We start from the raw sequence: 23321 nt of genomic DNA on the forward strand, positions 1-23321 counted from the left end.
TTTATCCCTGCTTTCTGCTCAAAGATGAGAATTCCACATCACTTAAATGAACAATACCACTTAGTTCTTCATATCCAATAGGAAGAACCTGAAGCACTAAAGCATCATGCACCCAGCTATGCTGACGATGATCTTCTTGAGTACCAGAAGCAATTGCTGGTGATAGGGTATATTGACCATGATTTAATTTTGGAAAGCGAAAATCAAAGCAAAAAACATATCCTCTCCCAGAAGATAAACTCTCCATTTCATTCCCAAGAACATAACTATTAGTCTGGCTAATTATGTTTCCCAGACGATCCTTTATCGTAAACCCTACAATTGGATTCTCTAATTCTTTATAAACGTCTATTTTAATGAGCAACTTCAGTTCTTGGTCACCTTCAACCACAGACGTCTTTTCATTAGTTAACAAGTCTATCAAAGAAGCACCTGTAATTAAAGCCTTGTCATCCCCCATTACATCCAATTCTTCATTCAAAGAATCAATATCCTCTTCGAATTGATATGATTCATTATTGTCAGTATCATTAGTTTGTTTATTAAAATTCACTTTTTTAAAATCGGCTCCGATCATGAATGCCTGGTATTTTTTCGAGATCATTTTGGGGTCTCCATCCTCAAGTAAAACCCCTTCATTAATCCAAAGCACTCTATCGCAGTACTTATTAATCACTGATAAATCATGAGTAACAAACAAAACTGTTTTTGTTTTTTTTAACTCATCTATTTTGCGATAACATTTTTGTTGAAATCTTAAATCCCCAACACTTAAAGCTTCATCTATAATTAAAATATCGGGATCCACATTAATTGCTACCGCAAAAGCTAGCCTAACAAACATCCCACTTGAATATGATTTAACTGGTTGATGTATGAACTCACCAATATCTGCAAATCCAAGGATTTCTTCGATTTTCCCGTCCATCTCCTGTTGAGAATATCCCATAATCGTACCATTCAAATATATATTCTCCATACCTGTGAAGTCTGGGTTAAATCCTGCGCCCAGCTCTAATAATGCAGAAATCTTTCCGTTCACCTTAGCGGAACCTTCTGTTGGCGTAAGAACGCCTGTTAAAATCTTCAAGAGGGTAGATTTACCGGAGCCGTTTTTCCCAATAATCCCCAAACATTCCCCAGTCTTTACATTGAATGAAATCTGATCCAACGCTTTGAAATTCTGATGATATTTCTTTTTTGAAAAACTAAGCGTCTCTTTTAAACGGTCCGTTTGATTCTTATATAGCTTATACACTTTAGTGAGGTTCTTGACCTCTATAGCATTCTGATTTTCCATAGTCATACTCTCCTAAATTACGTCTGCAAAATGCGGCTTTAATTTACGGTAAAGAAAATAACCTGTAAATAGCAAAACAAGAGTAACAATCCAGAAATATATAGTAAGCTTCATATCTTGCCAGAACCATTGACGGTATATAAAGATTCTTCGATACCCATCCGTGATGTAGTACATTGGATTTATTTTCAGCAGAAAACGATAACGTTCAGGGATGGTATTAATCGAATAAAAAATAGGAGTTAGCCAAAAACCAAATTGCACAAACATTATAACTATTTGAGCCATATCTTTAAAGAACAGTACAATGGAACTGGTAATCCAAGAAATCCCTAATACGAGCAGAATAGTCGCAAATAAGTAATAAAAAATCTGTAAATAATATAATGAGAAGTCATAGCCATATACTGCAAACATTGCTAATAAAAAAACTATAAAGAATAAATGAACAAACAAAGACGAATATATCTTAATTACAGGTAAAATTTCTAACTTAAAAACTACTTTTTTCACTAAAAAATTATTCTCGATCACAGAGTTTGTAGAAGTCTGAACTGCATCCGCAAAGAAATTCCAAGGAATAATCGCACAAGATAACCACAAAATAAAAGGAGCATCATCTATTGGAGTGTTGCGAAAACCTACTTGGAATACAAACCAAAATAACAACAACGTTATTAACGGTTGAATAAAAGCCCATATGACTCCAAGATAAGATCCTAAATACCTTTTCTTAAAATCACTTTTTGACAAATCAAGAATTAATTTATGAGTTTTTTTAATGTTACCAATCATGTCGTCCCTCTTATCCAATTCATATTTAGTAGTAATAGAAGTTCTCATTATGCTAAAATATCCTCGTACCTACAGATAAAGGAGATCATAACGTGTCGAAACCAGTATACGGTAAAAATGCGGTTCAGTCGAGAAATGTTGAAAAGATATCCAGTTACATATGGGCGTTAGCGATAGGATTCATTGTTTTTTTGGTCTGGGCCCCGTTTCAAGTGGGATTGTTTAATGGGCAGCAGATTGACTTCGAGAAGCCGATCTATCTGTCTTCACTATTCAGCAGCCTGTTGCTGCTAGGCTGGGTAGGCTTGTACTTCACGAGGTTCAAGCTGGAGGGACAGCGTGATCTGCTGGCTGTAGCCTCGCTGCTGCTGCCTGCTACCTACGCATTGTCGCTTATTGGCGCTGCTTCGCGATATATGGCGATGAATCTGCTGTTTGTTCAGAGTATGTACGCCGCAGTATTCATTATAGCGTTATATTTGCTTCAGCAAAAGCAACTAAATGTTGTCATTCAAAACGCTATCCTGACGATTGCTTATGTCATTGTCGGTTTCGGTCTGCTGAACTGGCTTGGCAGTTGGAAATTTGCCGGAGGAATGGTCGGCTGGTTCTCCAACACGGTGCGTAATGGTAAATACTTGGATGCGGTCATGACAGACTCCAACGGTCTGCGTCTGACTTCCATTTTCCAGTATGCCAATACGTATGCGGCCTTCCTGATGGCCTTCCTGTTTGTGGCTGTGTTTGCTCTGGTCCGCTCCAAAAAGTGGTACGGCACACTGACGCATAGCTTCATGCTGGTGCCGATCATCGTCTCCCTGCTGCTGACCCTGTCCCGTGGCGGACTTGTCATGCTGCCTGTTGTGTTTATTCTGCTCCTGCTGTTCCTGAAGCCTGCTCAGCAGATTCTTTGGATTATTCATCTGGCGATATCCGGCCTTGCGGCTCTGCTGGTTACCAACCCATTGACTACACTTGGTACAGAGCTGAATACGGCGTATACCTCATCGGCTGCGCTTAAGTCATGGGCCTACCTGCTAGGGGCCTCTGCGGTCGTTGCTGCTCTGAGTTGGGCAATTCAACGGTTTGTGGCGCCATGGCTACAGGACAAGCTGGGCGGCTCGGAAACCCGCAAATTCACCGGAATGTGGATTCCACTCGGCTCAGTTGTCGCTGTGGCTATCGTTGCTTTCCTGCTGATCGGGACAGGCTTGAAAAGTATTTTACCGGATAATATCGAGACGCGGCTGGAGAACATCAACTTCAAGCAGCACAGTGTACTCGAACGCTTTACTTTCTACAAAGATGCCATGAAGGTAGTGAAGGACTATCCGATTCTCGGATCGGGCGGAGGCGGTTGGGCTTCCTTATATGAAGAGTACCAGAACAACCCTTATGTAAGCCGTCAGGTCCATAACTTCTTCCTCCAGTATCTGATTGAGGTGGGCATTATCGGGTTCATCGTGTTTATGGGTTTTATCGGGTATATTTTCTTCAAATACATCCGCGCCTACCTGAAGCGTGACAAGGATGAATTCCATAATGGATTCTTCTTCTATATTATTGCGTTGTCGATCCTGATTCACAGTCTGCTGGACTTTAATATGAGTTATGCCTTCATGGGCATTCTGGTGTTCATCGGCCTGGCAGGCATGGGAGCGGCTATGGACAGCAAAGCGCTTCGTCAGAGCTGGAATAAGTCTGGACTGCGGGTTGGATATTTTGCGGTTCTGACCATTGGTACGGTATTCCTGCTATTCCTATCGATCAATTACATCGGGTCCAGCAATGATGCACTCAAAGGCAAAAACCTGATCTCGGTAAGTACTTCGTATGAAGAGATCAAGACTCCGCTGGTTAAAGCGTTGGATGCACGCCCGTACCACCCTGAGGCGGCTACCTACCTGTCTACGCTCGATATGACGGTCTTCAAGCAGACTCAGGATGAGCAATATCTGGCAGAAGCGTCAGAGGTACTGACACGCGCGCTTAAATCCGAGCCGTATAACAAAAATCTCTTGTTCCAATTGGCCGCCTATTATGATTTGAAGGGCCAGCCTGATCAGGCCTTTGCTGTTTATCGTGATAATGCCGGCAAGTTCAACTGGGATATCACCTGGTATGAGTCATTGATTAACCGTGCTCAGACGCTTGCTGCTGCCGCTAATGAGCAAAAGGATGAGGCGAAGAAGCAGGAATATCTCACCGCAGGACTGGATGCTTATAAGCATGTAGTGGATGGCATTGAGCATCTGAAAACCTTGCCGCCTGAGCAGATGCAGGGCCGCCCGTTCTCGGTTACACCTGTCATTGCGCTTAATGCAGGCAAGTTGCAGGTGATGTCGGGACAAAATGATGCGGCTGCAGCGACGCTCAAATTAGGCTTAACTGATGATTACAATGATACGACCAATCGTGAAATTGCCCGCTGGTATCTGGCAGCTTTGAAGAAAGAAGGGGCTGCTGTGGATCAACCAGTGTATGACAAGCTGATTGCCGCTGATCCGGCAGAGGCAGCAGCAATTGAGGCTGTTGTGAATACGCAGTATTGATCGTAAAGTATAAAAAAGCGAGCTACTGTCTGAGTACAGTAACTCGCTTTTTAATTATAAAAGAATACTATCTGGTGAACAGCCGTTCCTCCTGCTCAATAACTTCCTTCAAATACTCCAGCAGCCCTTCCTTAAGCTCCTCATGCTGGAGCGCGTAATGAATGGTGGTCTGGATGAAGCCCATCTTCTCGCCGACGTCATGACGTCTGCCTTCGAAATCATACGCGATAATCCGCTCCACTTCACTAAGCCGGGAGATCGCGTCGGTAAGCTGAATTTCTCCACCTACGCCAACCTGCTGCTCGCCTAGCATATCAAAGATACGCGGAGTCAGGATATAACGTCCCAGGATCGCCAGGTTGGAGGGAGCATCTTCCCGCTTAGGCTTTTCCACCAGCCGGTTGGCTCTGTAGACACGTTCGGCCATTTCCGTGCTGTCCACGACCCCGTAACGGGAGACTTCTTCCCATGGCACAGGCTGAACACCGACAATAGACGATTTGTACTGCTCATACACTTCGATCATCTGCTTCAGGCAGGGCTTGTTCGACTCTACAATGTCATCCCCCAGCAGGACGGCGAAGGGCTCATTACCGATGAACTTGCGGGCGCACCAGATGGCATGTCCGAGGCCGCGGGGTTCTTTTTGCCGGATGTAGTGGATGTCGGCCATCTCCGAGGACTTGCGTACTGACTCCAGCAACTCCCACTTCTGCTTCTCTGCCAGATTAAATTCCAACTCGAATGAATTGTCAAAATGGTCTTCGATCGCGCGCTTGCCCTTACCAGTTACAATGATAATGTCCTCAATTCCGGAGGCAACGGCTTCTTCCACAATATATTGGATAGTTGGTTTGTCTACAATGGGTAACATTTCCTTAGGCATAGCCTTGGTCGCTGGCAGGAAGCGGGTCCCCAGACCGGCAGCGGGAATAATCGCTTTACGGATCTTCATCTCATATCTCCTTTAACAGATATACTCATAATCTCAATTATAACAGTTCCTGCTGCAATTGGGCAGTATACTAAGGGAGGGACGAACAGGGGCGGGAGACTCCCGGCGGACAGTTCATGTTGACGGTGCCATTGGTCGTTGATATAACAGGATTATAACAGGTATATGATTCGAAGAGGAGGGTATCCATGTTAGACTTATCCAGTCCGGTCTGGCAACAGCTTCACAGCCCTTTTGGCTCGTCGGAAGCGGTCCCCGGCTTATTACAGCAGTTACAGAACGAGTATACCACAGAGGTTAAGGATGAGTTGTACTGGGAGCATCTGTTCCATCAGGACACGATCTATAGCAGCACCTATGCCGCATTGCCGTATTTGTCGGAACTCGCCAGGCTGTCGGATGATCCCGAAGTAAAATTGGATATTTACGTAACCTGCGGGATGTTCGTTGCGAACCAGATGACAGTGCAGAGCGGAAAGCAGCCCCCTGAATTCGCCCATCAGAACCCGCCGCTTGCTGAAGAGCTTGTTCAAGACATATATACAGCCTATCTCACTGCTGTTGAGCATCTGGGCAACCTCTCTGAGGAGATCTTCCGCTATGCGGAATCGGCACAAAAAGACGACCTTGAGAAGCGTTACATCCTCGCCGCAGATGCCGCTTACCGGGGCGATCGGGCGGTTGCGGGTATATTGTTGACCTATTCTGAAGGTGATGAATACAACGCCGCATGTCCAAGCTGCTATGAGGAGATGTATATTTGGCCGAATGAGAACCGACCCGGTATGACTGCTTACCCTGACGATCCGGTATTCAGTGGTAAGGAGGGTGGCCAAGCGGTTAAGCCTTCGGCGCTCAGCAGTATTGGACCAGAAGACGGACCCTTGGCCCGCTTGTGGCAGGCAGCTCATGCGATCAAGAACAGTCAACTCATAGAGCAGCTACCCTATCTCTGCGGCCATGTAAACTGTCCTGCCTGCGGTAAAGAACTGGAAATCTGGCCGGAGCTGTTTCCGTTGTAAGAGTGGTCGGGTGCTGGCGGGATTTAGCCAGACACAAAAATAGGCCCGGAAGAATAGCCAGAGCCATCCAGTTCGGACGGCTCCCGCTTCTCCCGGGCCTTTATTTATGGGGTGTCACTTACTTCGCATTCACCAATTGCCCGCGCGTAACGCCTAGCTGGTTGGTGGCCTTCAGGCTTTTCCAGACCTGGGTGCCGGAGATCTCTCCGCGCAGTGCACGGCTGTAGAGGCTGATGACCTCCGCCACCTGCTCCGGCGTCTCCTCCAGGAACTCTACACGGAAGGAGGATACTCCCAGCTCGCGGAAATGATTCAGGTACTCAGCACCGGACTGCTCCACGGCATTATAGACCGTATTGCGGCAGCCTTCATCCACACGGACGGGATGGGACATGCCGATGCGGTCCTGCAGGGAGGCGCGTTGCTCCTCGCATGGACGGCCGCAGTTCGTGTAATCTGTCCCTTCACTCATGAAGGTACAGTAGACGCAGTGCTCCGTATGGAACATCGGTAGATGCTGGTGGATGACCACCTCCATCCGGGAGGTGTCACTGTGACCGAGCAGATCGACCATCTGCTGGATGTTCAGGTCATATGACGGTGTCACCTTGTCGAGGCCGGCGTCCAGGAACAGGTTCACGGCCCGGTGGTTGGCGATATTCAGCGAGAAATCGCCGATCAGCCGGGGATGCGCAGCCTCCGGGTGCTCCTGCCGGTGACGCAGGTAATAATACAGCGCACCGGTGTTGCGCACCAGCACAGCATCCGGCTGCAGCCGCAGGATGTTGGCGTGGTAGCCGTTCTCGTTCGGCATATGGATGCGCGGTGTGGCCAGCGCGATGCTGGCCCCTGCAGCCCGTACAGCGTCTACCGCCGCCGGGAACTGCTTGATGAATTCGAAGTCGGCGTAGATGCTTGTGACGCCGGCTTCGAGCGCAGCCTGCACCTGCGGCAGGCTGCGGCACAGCGCGGTGAGCTCCGCTTCACCGCTGCCCGCTGCGGCGCCCCTGCGGGAGGCGCCGCCGTAGACCTCGACCTCCCGTTTCACGTACACGGGAGGCTTAGGGCGCTCGCCCGCAAGCAGCTCCACCGCCTGACGGCGGATGCTGTTCAGCTCGCGCATGGGCACAATCACGTCGCCTTGCAGATGCGACTCCAGCGCTTCCAACTGGAACAGGGTCCCGCCCAGGCGGCCGAATTGCTCTTCCAGCAGCGCGGTATCCATCGGACGCTTGAGCGCTGGCTCCAGCGCAAGCTCCGAGTCTACACGGACGGTCACGTTCTTCTGAACGTCCGTCCACCAGGTGGTCAGCTTCTCGCCGGCGCAGCCCTGTACTCTCACATGAACCGGGAACACACGGTACGGCTTCTCCGTCTCATACGACTGGCGCAGCGCCTTGTCGAGCGCAGGATCGTTCGTCTTCCAGATGCGGTCGCCCACATGCAGACGGCGCAGGTCCACGTCACTGCGACCCGGCACGATGTCGATAATCCAGCCTTCACCGGCTTCGCCCTCCAGCTTGACACCCTTGCGGCGCAGGTCGTAGACGCGGCCACCCTCTTCCTTCTTCGTCGGATCTCCGGCGTCGAACACAATGCCGTCCCCGCGCTTCAACGGCGCATGAATACGGCAGACTACGCCGTCACGCAGGATCTGCTCTACGGTGCCCAGGTAGACCCCGCGGCTTTTCGGGAAGGTTCCGTCGACCAGCTTCTTATTATTCGTGCCTTCCAGGAACCCGTGAGTGAAGCCCCGCGAGAAGCTCTGCTGCAGCTCACGCCGGTCTTCCTTCGAGGTTGGCGTCCAGTTGCCATCGAAATATTTATCAATCGACTTCCGGTACTTACTCACTACGTTGGCTACGTACTCAGGGCTTTTTAGACGGCCTTCGATTTTGAAGGAGGTCACTCCCGCTTCGATCAGCTCCGGCATCAGGTCAATGGCCGCCAGATCCTTCGGCGACAGCAGATAGGTCACATCCCCCATCGGCTTCACTTCGCCGTCGATCATGAGATCATACGGCAGACGGCAGGCTTGCGCGCACTCCCCACGGTTGGCCGAACGTCCGCCCCACATTTCCGAGGTCAGACACTGACCCGAATAGGAGACACACAGCGCACCATGCACGAACACCTCCATCGGCAGGCGGGCTTGCTCGCCAATCGTGCGGATTTGCTTCAGATTATTTTCCCGGCCGAGAACGACACGCTCCAGCCCCCACGGCTTCGTGAATTCCACTGCTTCCGGCGAAGTAATCGTCATCTGCGTCGAACCGTGAATCGGGAAGTCCGGCGAGATCTCGCGGATCAACTGCACCAGTCCCAGGTCCTGCACGATTACGGCATCCACTCCCGCATCCACGCAGGCGTCAATCAGTTCCTTCGCCTCAGCCAATTCATTCTCAAACACCAGTATATTAAAGGTCAGGAACCCCTTCACGCCATAGCTGTGCAGAAAAGCCATAATTTCCGGCAGCTCGTCCATCCGGAAGTTGTTCGCTCTGGCCCGTGCATTGAACTTCTCCACGCCAAAAAAGACCGCATCCGCCCCGTTCGCCACCGCTGCACGCATGCAGTCCCAGTCTCCCGCCGGAGCCAGCAGCTCCACGTCTTCTCTGCGTATGTGTTGCTCTTTCATTTATATCCTCCTAAAACCGCCTGACCGGCGGTGCTTGTCTTCGCTTTAACTTATCAATTGTATCAAATATCATAGCCATCTGCCAGCAAAATAGAAACACTTGGATTTTGTTTTCCGCTCCGGGTCATCGTAATATAAGCGTATACCTTTGGTTTAATAGACAAATGTAGAATAACCAGCGTAGAATATGAATAGACAAGAATAAATACGCAAAAGATCTCACGGTTCCCAAAATTTATATGCTGTAAAAGGAGAGTTGAAACAGGTATGAAAGGCATAATTCTTGCGGGAGGAAGCGGCACCCGGTTATATCCTCTCACAATGGTGACCAGTAAGCAGCTGCTGCCGGTCTACGATAAGCCCATGATTTATTATCCTCTGTCCACACTAATGCTGGCAGGCATTAAGGAGATTCTTATTATCTCTACCGCTGAAGACACACCACGTTTCGAAAATTTACTCGGCAACGGTTCACAGTTTGGAATCTCGCTGCAGTATATGGTTCAGCCAAGTCCGGACGGGTTGGCGCAAGCTTTTATTCTGGGGGAAGAATTCATCGGGGAAGACTCCGTAGCTATGGTGCTTGGAGATAATATATATTACGGCAACGGCATGACCAAGATTCTGAAGCAGGCGGCAGCCAAAACAAGCGGAGCTACCGTGTTCGGCTATCATGTGCCTGATCCTGAACGTTTTGGCGTGGTTGAATTCGACGGAAACGGCAAGGTGCTTAGCGTCGAAGAGAAGCCGGAGCAGCCGAAATCCAATTACGCGATTACCGGCCTGTATTTCTATGATAACCGGGTGGTTTCCATGGCTAAGGAAGTCAAGCCGTCACACCGGGGCGAGCTTGAGATCACTTCGATTAACGAAGCCTATCTGAAGCTGGGCGAGCTGGATGTTGCCCTGCTGGGACGCGGGTTCACCTGGCTTGATACCGGAACCCACCAGAGTCTGGTCGATGCCACCAACTTCGTCAGAACGATTGAAGACCATCAGGGCATCAAGATCTCTGCACCAGAAGAAATTGCTTATATCAACGGCTGGATCACTAAGGAACATCTCCTGGAATGCGGACATAAGCTGAGCAAGACCGGATACGGCCAATACTTAATCAAGGTTGCTACAGGTAAAATTCAATTCTAAATCACAGAAAGAGTGGATACGATGAAGTTTATCAAAACCCATCTGGAAGATGTTCTTGTGGTTGAACCTGCAGTCTTCGGGGATCACCGCGGCTGGTTCATGGAAACCTACAGCGAAGCTAAATTCCATGAACACAACCTGCGTTACCAGTTCGTCCAGGACAATCAATCCTATTCGGCGGTAAAAGGTACTCTGCGCGGGCTGCACTTCCAGCTAAACCCCAAGGCACAGACCAAGCTTGTACGCTGCACACGCGGATCAATATTTGATGTGGCTGTCGATATTCGTGAGGGCAGTCCTTCTTACGGCAAGTGGTTTGGCATCGAGCTGAACGCCGAGAATAAAAAGCAGTTGCTTATCCCTAAAGGGTTCGCTCACGGCTTCATGACACTTACGGAGGATGTCGAGGTGCAATACAAATGTGATGAGCTGTACGCCCCTGAGTGTGACGGCGGGATTCTGTGGAATGACCCCGACATTGCCATTGAATGGCCGATCGACGTTGTCCCTGTACTGTCTGCCAAGGATGAACAAGCGCCGCTGCTTAAGGATGTCCGGCATAATTTCGTATATTAAGTTGCCACTGGAAAAGCAAACAACGTCCCGGCTGATCAGCAGCCTGGGACGTTGTTTTTACATGTAGAGAATCCTACTCCCCCACCCATCCAAACGACCCCAGCACCCGCTCCAGCACCGCCTGCTGCGCAGGGGTGGCATTGGCCGCATTCATGGTAACTGTGAGCGTGTAGGTCACTTCGTTTTTGCTGAATACGATGATCCGGGTATTCATAGAGATGCCGCTCTTGATCTGCTGCACCGTTAGCTCTGTGGCCGGGACACCGGCGAAGGTCGTTTCTTGGTTGCTTGTGATCAGCGGACGGGCAGGGTCTTGCTTGGTGTTGAGGTAATAGCTCTGCACCTGGCTGACTGTGTACTCGGGCGTAATGTCCGGGCTGGAAGAGATCTGGAAGCGGCCGCCGGTGAAGCGGTAATCCGCGCTCTGGCCGTCGGCAAGCTCCTGCTGGACGGTCCATAGCTGCGGGATAGCGATGCTGTAGCCGTAGGCCTTGTAGGTTCTCGTAACCGACTTCTGGTTCAGCAGAGAATATTCTTCCGTCGCCAGGCGTCCGAAGTTATTTTTCGTCTGGGCAAAATCAATATCAATCGACTTCAACACCTCGGCGAACTGTGCCTGGACACCGGTCTCTCCGGGCGCGGCAACATATTCAAAATAATAGCGGTATCCGTTCTTCAGCAGCAGCACCTGATATTCCGTACTCCAACCGTTCCCCGGGTTCAGTCCGATCTCGTTAATGACTGCCGGCTCCCCGGAGACCTTATCCGTTCTGCTATCCTTCAGACTGTACGCCTCAGGCACATAGGTATCACGCAGCAGCGACTGCAGCTCCTGGTTCCAGCTTGCCAGCGTGGAGCCCCGAGGGGCTGAGGTTACTTTAGCACGCAGATAACTCCCCTGTTTGTCCGTATAATAGAGCTGCTGATCATCTGCACTCCAGGCCGCAGGGACCTTCAGGGCAATGCCGTAGTCGTCATTGTAGCCATCGCGCAGCCCGCCACGAACGGAAGTGAGGTCGCGGAGACTGCGGTCCCCCGTGTCAAAAACAGGCTGAAAGGAGTTCAGCAGCGCTGCATATTTTGCCAGATCCTTATAGTTCGCCGCATTATCATCCGTCAGATAGACCTCATACAACCTGCCGTCCGCAAAATACTGCCTGCCCTCCCACAGCGCCCCGCTCGAATCCTTGCTGACAATCCGGGCGTAAGGAGTCTTGGCTCCCGGCACAGCCTCCCGGTCCAGCACCGTCTCCCCGCCTTCCTCCGAAGAGCGGACCAGATGCTCCAGCAGCCCCTCAGCATCTAGCGGAGTTGCAAACGGTGAAGCGTGGACCTCCAGATAATACCCTTTCTCTGCACTCGTAAAAGTAGCCACACTCTCATCCCCGCCGTTGTCTCCGGCCACCAGCCCGGCGGGATAGTTCATGCTCCACTGGAGATAACTGTTGCCGATCCGGGTTTTGCCCGCATCACTGTCGATGCCGCCCTGCCCGGCTGCACTTGTCTCCGTCACCGAAGGTGCCAGCGTTACCCGCAGTCCGCCGCCTGACTCCGGCATAATCCGCGCACCCAGTACCCCGGACACAAACCGCAGCGGCACCATCAGCACGCCGGATACCATGCGCGGAGGCGCAGCGAGCTTGATTTTGACGCCATCCTTCCAGGCTGTCGTGCTGCCGATTGTCATCGCTCCCGTATGCGGACCATAGTTAATTTTAACAACATCACTGGCTTCCAGGGAGACGGTGCTGCCGAAGGCTTTTTTGAAAATCCCCAGTGGTACCATCACTGTCCCATTCTCTGTAAAAGGCTTCGGAATGACCACCGGCTTCCCGTTGATCACCGCTGTCGTGCTGCCAACCTGTATCTTCAGCTCCAGCAGAGCCTGTTCTGCCGCATAGGCACTTCCCACCGGAAGCAGGGTCAACAGCAGCAATATAGCCAAAAAGATAAAGACTCCACACCGCCGCAAGGGTCTCAACCCCGCCAATACTGTGCCCTTATTCTTTCGTCTGGTCATCTGTATCCCCCTCCGTTCCCGCAGCACTAATCAGAGGATCGCCCTGGCCGAGGACCAGGCTTCTGACCACAATATCGCCGTCACTTTGCATAAGCAGCTTGACTACCGCCCCGGGCTTGTACCGCTTGAATAGCTCATTTACATCCACTAGCGCAGTGACTCTGTGTCCGTCTATGGCATACAGCGCATCTCCCGCAGCTATCCCTGCCTTTTTCGCCCCTGCGGTAAGTACCTTGGTAACGGTCAGTGGCTCCTGCCCAGGCAGCCCGACAATCGCGGGCCAGCTCTCCTCCAGCTCTACTCCGAGACTCGGGCGCCGGACCTCTCCGTACGCAAGCAACTGGTTCATAATGTACTTCACCGTCTCTGCGGGTATCGAGAAGCCCATATTCTCCACGCCCACCGCAGCGAACTTCAGACTATTGATTCCCAGCACCTCACCCTTCATGCTGACCAGCGGCCCGCCGCTGTTGCCGGGATTGATCGCCGTGTCACTCTGGATCAGCCGGTACGCCGCCTCCACCGAACGGTTGAGACCGCTGATTACCCCCACTGTCGCTGAATTCCTTAGCGAAAAAGAAATCGGCGTCCCAATCGCGATCACCTTCTCCCCCACCTGAAGATCCGCTGCGCTGCGCGCGAAGGTTACGGGCTTCAGCGATTTGGCTTTGATGCGGACCAGCGCAAGATCGCTGAACTCATCCATGTATGTATCCGTGATGTTATAGCTTGTCCCGTCCGAGGTGACCACGACCGCATTTGTGAGCCCGGCCATCACATGGGCATTGGTCATAATCCACCCGTCCGCTCTGACGATAATACCGGAGCCATGCGTCAGATTGTAGCGGTCATCCGGCCCATCTGCTGCTCCGCCCGCTTTGCCGATAATGCCGACCACGGACGGCGAGACTGTGCGGATAATCTGCGGAACCGGGTCCGTAGTCACTTTGGCAGCCGCTGCCTGCACCACACCTGACGTACTTGCACCTCCTGACCCTAACAACATTAGCATACACAGCAGCATAATTCTGGCCCGGGCAGCTCCTTTTCTCCTCATCTCCATCGCCCTTCCCCTTCTTCCTGCACATAATCTTCAAAAAAAGACGCCTTTAGGATCGCCAGCGGCGGGTAAAGGTGTCTTTAAGATGAGCTTGCATCTGAGGTTGTGTGTCTTGCTTAGCTGAACCAGTTCATAATCATTGCATAATCGGAGACTACAAAAACCAGCAGGCTTACCACTCCGAAGCCAATCGCAAATTTGTTCTTCTGCGGCGCTCTCAGCAGCCGGACCACGCCGACCAGGATCAGGATCGTGAATAGAATCATAAACACATCGAAGGTATGAAATTTAGACGGTTCTGACGCGGCAGCTTCTGCAAGCAGCATGGCCATCCCTCCCAGAAAGTGTTGTCGAGCAGGTCCTCTACTCCATATCACCTTCTATGTTATCGTTACCATTTCCGTCACGCAATAGAAATGTTCGAAAAACGGGCCATTTGTCACAAAAAAGTTTTCTTGACGCTTAAAACAGGCTTTCCTTAGAGATATTTATCATTGACGTCCACTGTTTTGTACAGTTGTCAAGGAGCCGGATCAACACTAAACCTGCTTATTGAAGCTTACTGCGGACATGCTCCAGTTATGCCTATATGGATTTAGTGGACTTAGTGGACGTCCTTCTCCGCCTATAACACTTTAACATCTTTCAGTGAATTTTCCTTGATAAGCGCCAAATCACTATCCACCATCATCTTGACCAGTTGTTCGAAATCAACCTCACGTTTCCAGCCAAGCTTCTCCGTGGCCTTGGTGCAATCACCTAATAGCAGATCCACTTCTGCCGGCCTAACAAACTGCTGATCAACTACAACATAATCCTTCCAGTTCAATCCTACATGACTAAATGCGATATCTACAAGCTCTTCAATCGAATGCGTCTCTGCCGTAGAGATGACGAAATCATCCGCTGTATCCTGCTGAAGCATCAGCCACATTGCTTTTACATAATCGCCTGCGAAGCCCCAGTCTCTTTTCGCATCCAGATTCCCCATCCGGAGCTCCGTTTGCAGGCCCAGCTTAATCCTCGCCACAGCATCAGATACTTTGCGGGTTACAAATTCAATGCCACGGCGTGGCGATTCATGGTTGAACAAGATCCCTGAGCAAGCAAACATGTTATAGCTCTCTCTATAGTTAACAGTAATCCAGTGTCCATAAACTTTAGCAACACCATATGGACTTCGTGGATAAAAAGGGGTCGTTTCTTTCTGCGGAGTTTCTACTACTTTACCGAACATCTCACTGCTTGAGGCTTGATAAAATCTCGCTTCCGGTTTAGTCAAACGCACCGCCTCGAGCAAATTGGTAACACCCATTCCAGTAGCCTGTGCAGTTGCAACGGGTTGAACCCATGAGGTTGCTACGAAAGACTGGGCGGCCAAGTTATAGACTTCATCCGGATCTGAGATACTCACTGCTCTCATTAGTGACCCCAAATCCAGTAAATCCCCTTCAATAAACTCTATTTCATCCCTTAGATGCGCGATGTTATCCATAATTGGTATACTTGTTCTGCGGCGCAAACCAAATACTTTATATCCTTTAGACAATAAAAGCTCTGCCAAATATGATCCATCTTGTCCTGTAATTCCCGTAATTAATGCACGCTTTGTCATTTTACGATCCCCTTTTGCAATGGTATTTGGTCTTACTCATACCTATTAGCAGTGCCTGCATAATATGTCTAAGCGCTTCCTTGTTCCATAACAAATGATCATTTAGAAAGCACGGTGATCCCCGCTTGAAATACATCGAATTCGGAATCGGAAACAGATGGCTGGTGCGGACGGAAATTGAACAGCCGAATGGTACAGAAGTGGAGGTAAAGGGAGTGATATGCCCCGTTAAATTCCGCTCCTTGTATGTAAGAGTCTGGCTCAGAAAGACAGTGTGGATTATGGATTCGCAGGACGGCTTCAAGAAAACGCTAAAACCGGCCAGCAGATTCAAAATTATTCTAGGCATCCGCAGTGAGCTGTAGGACGATTATTCTATAGCTTATGAAACTTCGCGACCTCCGACTGTATTCGATTCTCCGCATACATCCGGCCTGTTCACCCCCGCCTGGCGTAATGTATTCGGTTTTTCACATACATTTGGCCTGCTCACACCCGCCTGGGGTAATGTATTCGGTTTTTCGCATACATTTGGCCTATTCACCCCCGCCTGGCGTAATGTATTCGGTTTTCCGCATACATTTAACCTGCTCACTCCTGCCTGGGGTAATGTATTCGATTTTTCGCATACATTGGGCCCACGGCCCTCGCGGCCTCCCATTGTATTCGATTTTCCGCATACATTTGGCCCACTGCAGACGAAAGTCATAATTCCTTTAACAAAAATACCCCCAAGCTCCGTCCGGACGGGCATGGGGGTATACTTCTTTCACTTTGTCTACACGGTCTCCGAGGTCTGAAGCTCCAGCGCCTGGGTGCGTTCGGTATCGCGGAGCAGGATCGGCTTCAGGTAGCGGCCGGTGTAGGATTCCTCGACGGTGATCAGCTTCTCCGGGGTTCCGGTGGCCAGGACGGTGCCGCCGCCGCTGCCGCCTTCCGGGCCCATATCAATGATGTAGTCCGCCGTCTTGATGACATCGAGGTTATGCTCAATGACCAGGACGGATTCGCCGGAATCGACCAGACGGTGCAGCACCTCCAGCAGCCGGCCGATGTCGTCCACATGCAGACCGGTGGTCGGCTCGTCCAGGATGTACAAGGTCTTGCCCGTGCTGCGGCGGTACAGCTCGGAAGCCAGCTTCACGCGCTGCGCTTCACCGCCGGACAGGGTGGTTCCTGGCTGTCCGATGTTGATGTAGCCGAGGCCTACATCAAGCAGGGTCTGCATTTTGCGGTGGATGCGCGGGATGTTCTTGAAGAATTCCGTCGCATCCTCAACCGTCATCTCCAGGACATCGGAGATATTCTTGCCCTTGTATTTCACTTCCAGCGTCTCGCGGTTATAGCGCTTGCCCTTGCAGACTTCACAAGGCACATACACATCCGGCAGGAAGTGCATCTCAATCTTGATAATACCGTCCCCGCGGCAGGCCTCACAGCGGCCGCCCTTCACATTGAAGCTGAAGCGGCCCTTCTGGAAGCCGCGCACCTTGGCCTCATTGGTCTTGGAGAACAGATCGCGGATATCATCGAATACCCCGGTATACGTAGCCGGATTCGAGCGCGGAGTGCGCCCGATCGGGGACTGGTCAATCTCGATGACCTTGTCCAGATTCTCCAGGCCGCGGATCTCCTTGTGCAGGCCGGGACGGACCTTAACCGCCTTGTTGAGCTGGCGGGCCAGGCTCTTGTAGAGAATCTCGTTAATTAGCGAAGATTTGCCGGAGCCGGAGACACCCGTTACTGCTGTAAAGACACCGAGCGGAATCTTGACGTTCACGTTCTTCAGGTTGTTCTCTTTAGCACCGCGGATCTCGATCCAGCGTTCACTGTCGGTAGGCCGCCGCTTGGCGGTGACCGGGATGAACTTCCGCCCGCTTAGATACTCGCCAGTCAGCGAGGCCGGGTCCTTCATGATCTCCTCCGGTGTCCCTTGGGCAATGACCTCGCCGCCATGCTTGCCGGCACCCGGCCCGATATCAATGATGTAGTCGGCTGCCATCATCGTGTCCTCATCATGCTCTACGACGATAAGCGTATTGCCAAGATCGCGCATATGGGCCAGTGTTGAGATCAGCCGGTCATTATCGCGCTGGTGCAGCCCGATGCTCGGCTCGTCCAGAATATAGAGGACGCCCATCAGACTGGAGCCGATCTGGGTCGCCAGCCTGATCCGTTGGGCCTCGCCGCCGGACAAAGAGCCAGCTGCGCGGCTAAGCGTCAGATAGTTCAACCCCACGTTCACCAGGAAGCCGAGCCGGCTGCTAATCTCCTTGAGGATCAGATGAGCAATTGCCGTCTCCTTCTCGCTCAAGGCAAGATTGCCGAAGAACTGGAGGCAATCCCCAATCGAGAAGTCGGTCACATCGGCAATATTCCGCTCGTTGATCGTTACCGCCAGAATCTCCTTCTTGAGGCGCTTGCCCTTGCAAGAGTGGCAGGGCTTGGCGCTCATGAAGCCTTCGATGAACTCACGGATGCCCTCGGAGGCCGTATCACGGTAACGGCGCTCCAGGTTCGGAATGATCCCCTCAAAGGCCACAAGCGCGTCCTTGCGTTGCCCAAAGTCATTCTCGTACCGGAACCGGATCTTCTCGCTGCCTGTTCCGTACAGCAGCTTGTTCATCTGCTCCTGGGTCAGGCTGCTGACCGGCACATTCTGCGGGATTCCAAAGTGCTCGCAGACAGATTTCAGGAATTGCGGATAGTAGTTCGAGGTACTGCCTGTCCAGGCCAAGAAAGCCCCATCCTCGATGGACTTCTCCATATCCGGGATCAGCAGATCCGGATCGACCACCATATTCACCCCGAGCCCGTCACATTCCGGGCAGGCCCCGAACGGGCTGTTGAAGGAGAACATGCGCGGCGCAAGCTCTTCGATACTGAAGCCGCAGACCGGGCAGGCGAAGCTTGCGCTGAACAGCAGCTCCTCCTGGCCCATCACATCGACCAGAATCTGGCCGCCTGACAGCTTCAGCGCAGTCTCCAGGGAATCAGTCAGACGGGTCTCAATATCGTCCTTGATTACAATCCGGTCTACGACAACCTCGATCGTATGCTTCTTGTTCTTCTCCAGTACGATGTCTTCGGTAACCTCGCGCAGTTCACCGTCTACCCGGACACGGACGAAGCCTTGCTTCGAGATATCCGAGAACAAGCCCTTATGCTCACCCTTACGGCCGGAGATAACCGGGGCCAGAATCTGCAGCCGGGTCTTCTCGGGGTACTGCATAATCCGGTCGACCATCTGCTCTACGGTCTGCGAGGTAATCTCAATCCCGTGATCCGGGCAATGGGGGTGGCCCACCCGGGCGAACAGCAGACGTAAATAGTCATAGATTTCGGTAACCGTTCCTACGGTCGAACGCGGGTTGCGGCTGGTGGTCTTCTGGTCAATGGAGATGGCGGGAGACAGTCCGTCAATAGAATCGACATCCGGCTTCTCCATCTGGCCCAGGAACTGGCGGGCATAGGCCGACAGCGACTCGACATAGCGGCGCTGGCCCTCGGCGTAGATCGTATCGAAGGCCAGCGAGGATTTGCCTGATCCGCTCAGCCCTGTCAGCACGACGAAGCGGTCACGCGGAATCGTGACATCGATGTTCTTGAGGTTATGGGCCCTCGCGCCCTTAATGATTATGCTTTCGTTAGCCAAGCGGTACCTCTCCTTTGCGTGAACCAATTAGAATGCCTGACACTGCTATCTATCTTCAAAAGGAACGGCCTGACGAAGCACCGTTCCATGAATCGTTACCTTTCCCGTTCAAAATCACTCTGCCCGCAGCTCAAGCAGCGCATCGCGCAGCTCGGCGGCGCGCTCGAATTGCAGATTCTTGGCAGCGTCCTTCATCTCGGCCTCCAGGCGCTGCATCAGGCTCATCTTGTCCTTCTTGCTCAGCTTGCCGCCCGCTCCGGTAAGGTAATCGGCCTTGGATTCAGCCACCTTGGTAGCCTCGATGATGTCGCGCACCTTCTTGTTGATCGTCGTCGGCGTGATCCCGTGCTGCTCATTATAGGCCATCTGAATCTCACGGCGGCGCCGCGTCTCGCTCATCGCCTTGTCCATGGATTCTGTAATATTATCGCCGTACATGATCACCCGTCCCTCAGAGTTACGGGCGGCACGGCCAATCGTCTGGATCAGCGAACGCTCCGAGCGGAGGAACCCTTCCTTGTCAGCATCCAGGATGGCCACCAGCGATACCTCCGGCAGGTCAAGGCCTTCTCTCAGCAGGTTAATGCCCACCAGAACATGGAACACGCCGAGCCGCAGATCGCGCAGAATCGCCATGCGCTCCAGCGTCTTGATATCCGAGTGCATATAACGCACCTTGATGCCGATCTCCTTGAAGTAGTCGGTCAGGTCCTCTGCCATCTTCTTCGTCAGCGTGGTTACCAGCACACGTTCATCTCGCTCTACCCGCTCACGGATCTCGCTGATCAGATCATCGATCTGGCCCTCAGTCGGACGCACCTCAATAATCGGGTCAAGCAGGCCGGTTGGACGGATAATCTGCTGCACCATCGTGTCGCAGTGCTCCACCTCGTATGGCCCCGGCGTAGCGGAGACGTAGATAATCTGGTTGACCTTGTCCTCGAATTCCTCGAATTGCAGCGGCCGGTTGTCCAGCGCTGACGGCAGGCGGAAGCCGTGCTCGACCAGCACCGTCTTACGGGCGCGGTCACCGTTATACATCGCCCGGATCTGCGGCAGCGTCACATGTGATTCATCTATGACGATCAGCAAATCGTCCGGGAAATAATCCATCAATGTATATGGAGTCGCCCCCGGCTCACGGAAGGTCAGCGGACCGGAATAGTTCTCGATGCCGGAGCAGAAGCCGACCTCCTTCATCATCTCAATATCATAGCGGGTCCGCTGCTCCAGCCGCTGGGCCTCCAGCAGCTTGCCCGCCTCGCGGAGCACAGCCAGCCGTTCCTCCAGCTCCCGCTCAATATTGACCAGCGCTACCCGCATTGTCTCCTCCTGGGTAACGAAGTGGGAGGCCGGGAAGATCGCAATATGCTCACGCTCGCCGATCAGCTCGCCTGTCAGAACATCGATTTCCGTAATGCGCTCAATCTCATCTCCGAACAGCTCCACACGAATCGCGTGCTCACCCTGGGAGGCCGGGAAGATCTCGATCACATCCCCGCGCACCCGGAAAGTACCGCGTACAAAGTTCATATCATTCCGCTGGTACTGGATATCCACCAGCCGGCTCAGAATCTGGTTACGCGGCTTCTCCATCCCGACGCGCAGCGACAGCAGCAGGCTTCCGTATTCCTGCGGCGAACCGAGGCCGTAGATACAGGACACACTCGCCACAATAATAACGTCACGCCGTTCAAACAATGAGCTGGTTGCCGAATGGCGGAGCTTGTCGATTTCTTCATTTATGCTGGAGTCTTTCTCAATGTAGGTGTCGGAGGAAGGAATGTACGCCTCAGGCTGGTAGTAATCGTAGTAACTGACGAAGTAATCCACGGAATTGCTTGGAAAAAACTCTTTGAACTCGCTCGCCAGCTGCGCCGCAAGCGTCTTGTTGTGCGCAATCACCAGCGTCGGGCGGTTCAGTTTATTAATCACCTGTGCGATGGTAAAGGTCTTCCCTGTACCTGTCGCTCCCAGCAGCGTCTGGTGCTTCTTGCCCTGCCGGATGCCGTCCACTAGCTCTTCTATGGCATGAGGCTGATCGCCCTGGGGGGTATACTCGGACTCCAGTTCAAAAGTCTTCGTACTGACGACAAGTTCATTCATTTGCCCGTCTCCCCTCTATCGTCTAAAATATATGAATATATTATAATTGTAACCCATTAGCTTCCCTCTCAATACCAGACAAGGCTGAAAAATATGGAAGATAGGAATGCACGTTCCCGTTTATTATACAGTGTAGCCCTGACTGTTGCAAACCATAATATATAGAAATTTAAGGAGCCTGAATTTATGGATATCACTACAATTATCGGTCTCTTGGCCGGGCTTGCCGCCATGGTCGGCGGCTTCCTGTGGGAGGGCGGCAGCCTGTCCGGCCTGCTGCAGCCGAATGCTGCCCTGATCGTGTTCGGCGGCACTCTCGCGGCCGTGCTGGTCAGCTTCCCGGCCTCCCGGCTCCGCAGCACAGCGGCGGGGCTGAGGCTCGCTTTTGGCCGCCGTCATGACACCAGCCGTGAGCAGGCGGAAGAGCTGATCTCCATGGCTGGGACCGCGCGGCGCGGCGGTGTGCTGGCGCTGGAGAAACGGGCGGAAGAGCATCCTGACCGCTTCACCCGCGAAGGGCTGCTGCTGGTTGTCGACGGGAACGATCCCGCCGAGGTCCGGCAGATTCTGGAGCTTGAGATGGACGCCCGGGAGCTGAAATATGAAGGCTATGCCAAAATATTCGAGGCGGCCGGCGGCTACGCCCCCACAATGGGGATCATCGGCACCGTCATGGGCCTGATCCGCGTCTTAAGCAACCTGACCGACCCTTCCCATCTGGGTGCTTCGATCGCAGTAGCTTTTACTGCAACGCTCTATGGTGTGGCCAGTGCCAATCTGATCTTTCTGCCCATTGCCTCCAAAATTAAATCCCGCTGCCAAAGCGAGTTAAACGGTATGGAGATGCTGCTGGTCGGCATCCTGTCTATACAGAACGGGGATCATCCGCACCTGGTCCGCAAAAAGCTGTCCTCCTTCCTTCCTGGCAGCACTGGGCAAGAAGATGCCGGAACGAACCCCGTAAGCCCTTCTCCCGGAGAACGGCTATGAGGCAGCGAAACCGCAGGCAGCGCCGCGCGCCGGGCCGGGAGAACAGCGACCGCTGGATGATTACCTATGCTGATCTGATCACCCTGCTGCTTATTTTCTTCGTCATTCTGTATGCCATGAGCAGCCTGGACACGCAGAAGTATGCCATTGTCACCGACTCGCTGTCGGATACCTTCAAGAGCGGCAGCGCGGTGCTGGAGGGCGGAAACGGACTGCTGGACGGCTCTAAAGGCAACGATGGGGCAGCAGACTCAAAAGACCCGGAGAAAGGCGGCAGCTCTTCTGCCGGACAGCCTGCGGGCGGGAGCGGACAGAACGGAACCGCAGCGGGCACCCCCGCGCCCGGACAGCAGGAGGATACGGAGGAGCATCAGCCTACGGCGCGCGAGCTTGCTTTTCGTGAGCAGGAGGAGAAGCTGGCTGACCTTATGGGTGTGATCACACAATATGTGAAGGATAATAACCTGGGGGAACAGATCTTTGTGGCGGACAAGCCGCAGGGGATTGCGATTACCCTGAGCGACCGCTTCCTGTTCGATACGGGCCGGGCTGAGCTGAAGCCGCCTGCCTTCCCTGCCCTGCGCCAGCTCTCCGGCCTGTTCCGCGGCATCGGGGCGACGATCAGCATCGAGGGCCATACCGACAATGTCCCCGTAACTCCCGGATCGGTATACAGGGACAATTGGGAGCTGTCCGGCGCCCGCGCCATGTCCGTGCTGCGCTTCTTCCTGGACAATGAGGGGCTGAGTCCGGAGCATTTCCAGTATGCCGGTTATGCGGATACCCGGCCTGCCTATGACAATACGACACCCGAAGGACGTCAGCGGAACCGCCGGGTGGAGCTGATTGTGCTGCGCCAGCTTCAGGAGGAAGAATAGTTCACCTATCCCG

General features: G+C 52.5%; 17 protein-coding genes. 7 read left to right on the forward strand and 10 right to left on the reverse strand.

Annotated features, from left to right (window positions below; translation table 11 throughout):
* Position 1 precedes the first annotated feature (1 nt).
* Both MHI24_RS13370 and MHI24_RS13375 read right to left on the reverse strand, forming a co-directional pair.
* Entirely contained in the window at positions 2–1300 is a 1299-nt protein-coding gene (locus tag MHI24_RS13370) for an ABC transporter ATP-binding protein (protein WP_340026067.1), read from the reverse strand.
* Positions 1301–1312: 12 nt separating this feature from the next.
* Positions 1313–2143 (reverse strand): ABC transporter permease, encoded by an 831-nt coding sequence (locus MHI24_RS13375; protein ID WP_340026068.1) that lies wholly within the window; start codon positions 2141–2143, stop codon positions 1313–1315.
* A gap of 44 nt (positions 2144–2187) precedes the next feature.
* On the opposite strand from MHI24_RS13375, the gene MHI24_RS13380 reads away from it, so the two are divergent.
* On the forward strand, positions 2188–4647 hold the full coding sequence (locus MHI24_RS13380) for an O-antigen ligase family protein (RefSeq protein WP_340026069.1): 2460 nt from the start codon (positions 2188–2190) through the stop codon (positions 4645–4647).
* Positions 4648–4714: 67 nt separating this feature from the next.
* Here the strand turns inward: MHI24_RS13380 and galU are convergent, their stop codons facing one another.
* Positions 4715–5602, reverse strand: coding sequence for a UTP--glucose-1-phosphate uridylyltransferase GalU (gene galU / locus MHI24_RS13385; RefSeq protein WP_340026071.1), 888 nt, complete (start codon positions 5600–5602; stop codon positions 4715–4717).
* 188 nt (positions 5603–5790) lie between these two features.
* Between galU and MHI24_RS13390 the strand changes: the two genes are divergently transcribed.
* Positions 5791–6624 (forward strand): hypothetical protein, encoded by an 834-nt coding sequence (locus MHI24_RS13390; RefSeq protein ID WP_340026072.1) that lies wholly within the window; start codon positions 5791–5793, stop codon positions 6622–6624.
* 118 nt (positions 6625–6742) lie between these two features.
* Here the strand turns inward: MHI24_RS13390 and MHI24_RS13395 are convergent, their stop codons facing one another.
* Positions 6743–9262 carry a DUF3656 domain-containing protein gene (locus MHI24_RS13395; protein WP_340026073.1) on the reverse strand — a complete coding sequence of 840 codons (2520 nt, stop codon included), beginning with the start codon at positions 9260–9262 and terminating at the stop codon, positions 6743–6745.
* Between the two features lie 267 nt (positions 9263–9529).
* On the opposite strand from MHI24_RS13395, the gene rfbA reads away from it, so the two are divergent.
* The gene (rfbA, locus tag MHI24_RS13400; protein ID WP_340026074.1) at positions 9530–10408 is read left to right on the forward strand and encodes a glucose-1-phosphate thymidylyltransferase RfbA; all 879 of its coding nucleotides are present in this window, start codon (positions 9530–9532) and stop codon (positions 10406–10408) included.
* Between the two features lie 21 nt (positions 10409–10429).
* On the forward strand, positions 10430–10984 hold the full coding sequence (gene rfbC / locus MHI24_RS13405; protein WP_340026075.1) for a dTDP-4-dehydrorhamnose 3,5-epimerase: 555 nt from the start codon (positions 10430–10432) through the stop codon (positions 10982–10984).
* A 73-nt stretch (positions 10985–11057) separates the two neighbouring features.
* Here rfbC and MHI24_RS13410 read toward each other — a convergent pair whose 3' ends face one another.
* From MHI24_RS13410 to gmd, 4 genes are all read right to left on the reverse strand, one after another.
* Positions 11058–12929: a copper amine oxidase N-terminal domain-containing protein gene (locus tag MHI24_RS13410; protein WP_340026076.1), complete on the reverse strand. Its 1872-nt coding sequence runs from the start codon at positions 12927–12929 to the stop codon at positions 11058–11060.
* A 55-nt stretch (positions 12930–12984) separates the two neighbouring features.
* A complete protein-coding gene (locus tag MHI24_RS13415; protein ID WP_340026077.1) occupies positions 12985–14061 on the reverse strand; it encodes a trypsin-like peptidase domain-containing protein in 1077 nt (358 codons plus the stop codon).
* Positions 14062–14180: 119 nt separating this feature from the next.
* Positions 14181–14390 (reverse strand): hypothetical protein, encoded by a 210-nt coding sequence (locus tag MHI24_RS13420; protein ID WP_340026078.1) that lies wholly within the window; start codon positions 14388–14390, stop codon positions 14181–14183.
* 299 nt (positions 14391–14689) lie between these two features.
* Complete coding sequence (gene gmd, locus MHI24_RS13425) at positions 14690–15679, reverse strand: GDP-mannose 4,6-dehydratase (RefSeq protein WP_340026079.1); 990 nt, start codon at positions 15677–15679, stop codon at positions 14690–14692.
* Between the two features lie 125 nt (positions 15680–15804).
* Here gmd and MHI24_RS13430 point away from each other — a divergent pair, with 125 nt between their 5' ends.
* Positions 15805–16044: a DUF3977 family protein gene (locus tag MHI24_RS13430; RefSeq protein WP_340026080.1), complete on the forward strand. Its 240-nt coding sequence runs from the start codon at positions 15805–15807 to the stop codon at positions 16042–16044.
* Between the two features lie 413 nt (positions 16045–16457).
* Here MHI24_RS13430 and uvrA read toward each other — a convergent pair whose 3' ends face one another.
* Together uvrA and uvrB are read right to left on the reverse strand one after the other, a co-directional pair.
* Positions 16458–19334, reverse strand: coding sequence for an excinuclease ABC subunit UvrA (uvrA, locus tag MHI24_RS13435; protein WP_340026081.1), 2877 nt, complete (start codon positions 19332–19334; stop codon positions 16458–16460).
* A gap of 114 nt (positions 19335–19448) precedes the next feature.
* Positions 19449–21440, reverse strand: a complete 1992-nt coding sequence (gene uvrB, locus MHI24_RS13440; RefSeq protein WP_340026082.1) for an excinuclease ABC subunit UvrB — start codon at positions 21438–21440, stop codon at positions 19449–19451.
* A 186-nt stretch (positions 21441–21626) separates the two neighbouring features.
* On the opposite strand from uvrB, the gene MHI24_RS13445 reads away from it, so the two are divergent.
* Together MHI24_RS13445 and MHI24_RS13450 are read left to right on the forward strand one after the other, a co-directional pair.
* The gene (locus MHI24_RS13445) at positions 21627–22430 is read left to right on the forward strand and encodes a flagellar motor protein (RefSeq protein WP_340026083.1); all 804 of its coding nucleotides are present in this window, start codon (positions 21627–21629) and stop codon (positions 22428–22430) included.
* On the forward strand, positions 22427–23308 hold the full coding sequence (locus MHI24_RS13450; RefSeq protein WP_340026084.1) for a flagellar motor protein MotB: 882 nt from the start codon (positions 22427–22429) through the stop codon (positions 23306–23308). The genes MHI24_RS13445 and MHI24_RS13450 overlap by 4 nt, the downstream gene beginning before the upstream one ends.
* The last annotated feature ends 13 nt before the right edge of the window (positions 23309–23321 follow it).

The organism is Paenibacillus sp. FSL K6-1096 (assembly GCF_037977055.1).
Classification (GTDB): domain Bacteria; phylum Bacillota; class Bacilli; order Paenibacillales; family Paenibacillaceae; genus Paenibacillus_AQ.